Genomic DNA, 4,174 nt, shown 5'->3' with positions numbered 1-4,174 from the left:
CGGGCCGATGGCCCGGACGCCCGATCCAATTAGCTTGCGACGATATTGACCAGTTTGCCGGGCACGACGATCACTTTGCGGATCGTCAGGCCATCGACGAAGCGCAGTACGTTTTCGTTGGCGCGTGCGGCGGCTTCGACTTCTTCGCGAGTGGCGTCGGCCGGCATGTCGATCTGGCCGCGCAGCTTGCCGTTGACCTGGATAACCAGGGTCAGGCTGTCTTGTACCAGCGCTGTTTCGTCCACCACCGGCCAACCAGCGTCGATCACCGGGTCGGCGTGACCCAACTGATTCCACAGCTCATGGCTGATGTGCGGGGTGATCGGTGCGAGCAGCAGCGTCACCGCTTCCAGGCCTTCCTGGACCAGCGCGCGATCCTGCTCGGTGGCTTGCGCAGCTTTTTCCAGCACATTCATCAGCGTCATCACCTGGGCGATGGCGGTGTTGAATTTGTGGTTCTGGCCGACGTCATGGCTGGCCTGCTTGATCGCCAGGTGAATCGAGCGGCGAATGGCTTTCTGCTCGTCGTTCAGGCCGGCGAGGTCGAGTTTGCCCGGCAGGCCCTGGTTGACGTGCGCCTGGGCCAGGCGCCAGACGCGCTTGAGGAAGCGGTGCGAGCCTTCGACGCCGGAGTCGGACCATTCGGCGCTCATGTCGGGTGGCGACGCGAACATCATGAACAGGCGGCAGGTGTCGGCGCCGAACTGATCGATCATCGACTGGGGGTCGACGCCGTTGTTCTTCGACTTGGCCATTTTCTCGGTACCGCCGATTTCCACCGGCAGGCCGTCGGCGATCAGTTTGGCGCTGATGACCTTGGCTTTGCTGTCACGTTCGAGCTCGACGTCGCTCGGGTTGAACCAGGTGTAGGCACCATTGGCTTCGCGACGATAGTAAGTCTCGGCGATCACCATGCCTTGGGTCAGCAGGTTCTTGAACGGCTCGTTGGAGCTCACCAGGCCTTCATCGCGCATCAGCTTGTGGAAGAAGCGTGCGTAGAGCAGGTGCAGGATGGCGTGTTCGATGCCGCCGATGTACTGGTCCACCGGCAACCAGTGGTCGGCCGCGGATTTTTCCACCAGGCCGCCTTCATAATGCGGCGAGGCGTAGCGGGCGTAATACCACGAGGACTCGACGAAGGTGTCCATGGTGTCGGTTTCACGCTTGGCCGGTGCGCCGCATTTCGGGCAACTGCATTCGTAGAACTCGGGCATGCGCGCCAGGGGTGAACCGGCGCCATCAGGTACGACGTCTTCCGGCAGGACCACGGGCAATTGGTCTTCCGGCACCGGTACGTCGCCGCAGGTGTCGCAATGCACGATCGGGATCGGGCAGCCCCAATAACGCTGGCGGCTGATACCCCAATCGCGCAGACGGAACTGAGTGCGCGAGGCGCCGAGGTTCTTCTTGATCAGCGCGACTTCGATGGCATCGAACGCGCCGGCGAAATCCAGGCCGTTGTACTCGCCGGAATTGATCAGCTCACCGTGCTCGCCATAGGCATCCTGCCATGGCGCCGGGGTCTGGTCACCGGCGCTGGTGCGCACGACCGGTTTGACCGGCAGGTTGTACTTGTGGGCGAACTCGAAGTCGCGCTCATCGTGGGCCGGCACGGCCATCACGGCACCGTCGCCGTAGTGCATCAGCACGTAGTTGGCGACCCACACCGGCAGTTTCTCGCCGGTGAGCGGGTGCTCGACGAACAGCGAGGTCGGCAGGCCTTTCTTTTCCTGGGTGGCGACATCGGCTTCGGCGACGCTGCCGCCCTTGCATTCGGCGATGAACGCCTGCAGCTCGGGGTTGTTCTGCGCCGCCAGGGTTGCCAGCGGATGCTCGGCGGCCACGGCCACGTAGGTGGCGCCCATCAGGGTATCCGGACGGGTGGTGAAGACTTTCAAGGTACCGGCTTCGCCAATGGAGGCGACGTCGTACGGGAACTGCACTTCCATGCCCCGGGACTTGCCGATCCAGTTGCGCTGCATGGTCTTGACCTGCTCGGGCCAGCCGGTCAGCTCGTCGAGACTCTCCAGGAGTTCATCCGCGTAGGCGGTGATCTTGAAGTAGTACATCGGGATCTCGCGCTTTTCGATCAGCGCGCCGGAGCGCCAGCCGCGCCCGTCGATGACCTGCTCGTTGGCCAATACGGTCTGGTCCACCGGGTCCCAGTTCACGGTGCCGTTCTTGCGGTAGATCACGCCTTTTTCGAACAGGCGGGTGAACAGCCATTGTTCCCAGCGGTAGTAGTCGGGCTTGCAGGTGGTCACTTCGCGGGACCAGTCCACCGCCAGGCCCAGGCTGCGCAGCTGGGTCTTCATATAGGCGATGTTTTCGTAGGTCCACTTCGCGGGGGCCACGTTGTTCTTCATCGCGGCGTTTTCCGCCGGCATGCCGAACGCGTCCCAACCCATCGGTTGCAGGACGTTCTTGCCTTGCATGCGCTGGTAGCGGGAGATCACGTCGCCGATGGTGTAGTTGCGCACATGCCCCATGTGCAGCTTGCCGCTGGGGTAAGGGAACATCGACAGGCAGTAGTACGTCTCCTTGCCTGGTTGTTCACTGACTTCAAAGGACTTTTGCTCGTCCCAGAAGGACTGGGCGGCGGCTTCGATTTCACGGGGCTGGTAGTGTTCGTGCATGGCTACTTTTGTACTGAATGGGGTGGCCCAATCCGCTTCATTGCCATGCTGGACGCAGACGACGCCGGATGCGGCGTTTTCGATGCCCAGCCAAGCTGGAAGTGGAGTTACAGGAAGCGCCGTAGCATACATGACCGCGCTCTGCCGAGGGAAACCTTGATTGCGTGTCCGGGCGTTGCCGACCATCGCCGATGGCCGGCGTTCAGGGCCGTTGGTCGCGGCGCCCTGCCGGTTTGCCCAGCGAAGCTACGCTTCTCAATGGGGAGTGAGTCTTATCTTCAATGAGGTGAGGGATGGTTGAATCACAACGAAAAGTCGCTACACCTGAGTTGTATGAAAAACTGATCGATCGTCTCGGGGTGGCCCTGGACGCGGCAAGAACCGCCGGTCGCTTGCGTGATGAGCGCCCGGCAGAGCTGGAACTGCGCGGCTTGAGCCCCGCGGAGTTCGAAGTGGTCAAGGCTTACCTGGAGCAGGTCGGACACCCGGCCGCCTCCAGTGCGGTCCAGGCAAACAAGCGTCTCGATGCGCCCCGTCCGGCCAACGTGGTCTGGCTCAAGGACCGGACACCCGACAAGGATGCTGTAAAGGTTCGCTCGCTGCAGTTCAAGTGAAGCCGGATCCACGCGTGTCGCTTTTTTTTGATTCGGTTTTCGAATCTGTTGTCGCATTGCGTCAACCCACCTAGGCTTCGGGCATCTGTGGAGATGCCCGATGCCGTTTCGTTATTTCATCAAACAACTTTTATTGCCGCCCGGCGTCCTTTTGCTGCTGCTCGCGCTTGCCTGGTGGTGGCGCGACTCCCGGCCGCGCCTGGCTCGCCTGTGTTTTGCCGCGGGGCTGGGTGGTTTCTGGCTGATGAGCTTGCCGGTGGTGGTGCAATGGAGCGCCGAGGCATTGGAGCGTGAGCCGCCACTGGCACGCAGCGAATGGGCGATGCTGGCTCAGCGTGCCGACGCCATCGTAGTGCTGGGATCCGGTCGCGAGCGTGGCGACCTGGCCTGGGGCACTGACCAGCCCACCGGTATCGGTCTGGAGCGCCAGCGCTATGCGGCGCGCCTGGCCAAGGCGTCCGGCCTGCCTGTGCTGACCAGCGGTGGCTTGCATTACGGCACTCCGCCCAGCGAAGCCAGGCTGATGGCCGACGCGATGCTCGGTGATCACGGGGTGACCGTGCGTTGGTTGGAAGAACGCAGCCGCACGACCTGGGAAAATGCCCAGATGAGCGCGCAGATGCTGTTGCCTGAAGGCGTCAAACGCGTGGTCGTCGTGACCCATGCCGCGCATATGCCGCGCGCGGTCTGGAGCTTCCAGCGGGCGGGCTTCGAGGTGGTTCCGGCGCCAATGGGCTTTCTTGGCCAGGATAACGCCCGGCCATTGAGCGGCTGGATGCCGGAATTCAAGTCGATCTGGCAATCGGGACAGTTGATGAACGAGGCGGTGGGGCAGGTGGGGTATTGGTTGTTCTACCGCTGACTTATCAAGGTGAACGCTGTTGTGGCGAGGGAGCTTGCTCCCGCTGGCCTGCGAAGCAGGCC

The 4,174-nt window shown here is 62.6% G+C and carries 3 protein-coding genes; 2 read left to right on the top strand and 1 reads right to left on the bottom strand.

Translation table 11 applies throughout. From position 1 onward, the window contains the following. Positions 1–29 precede the first annotated feature (29 nt). Positions 30–2,636: a leucine--tRNA ligase gene (gene leuS, locus ACE04F_RS18535; protein ID WP_486108941.1), complete on the bottom strand. Its 2,607-nt coding sequence runs from the start codon at positions 2,634–2,636 to the stop codon at positions 30–32. 293 nt (positions 2,637–2,929) lie between these two features. Between leuS and ACE04F_RS18530 the strand changes: the two genes are divergently transcribed. Beyond that, positions 2,930–3,250, top strand: a complete 321-nt coding sequence (locus ACE04F_RS18530; RefSeq protein WP_486108939.1) for a hypothetical protein — start codon at positions 2,930–2,932, stop codon at positions 3,248–3,250. Positions 3,251–3,350: 100 nt separating this feature from the next. Beyond that, positions 3,351–4,112 (top strand): YdcF family protein, encoded by a 762-nt coding sequence (locus tag ACE04F_RS18525; RefSeq protein ID WP_486108937.1) that lies wholly within the window; start codon positions 3,351–3,353, stop codon positions 4,110–4,112. The last annotated feature ends 62 nt before the right edge of the window (positions 4,113–4,174 follow it).

It is taken from the genome of Pseudomonas sp. AGC41 (genome assembly GCF_057334555.1).
The sequence above is the reverse complement of the archived record's forward strand: the minus strand, read 5'-3'. Positions and strand labels throughout refer to the sequence as shown.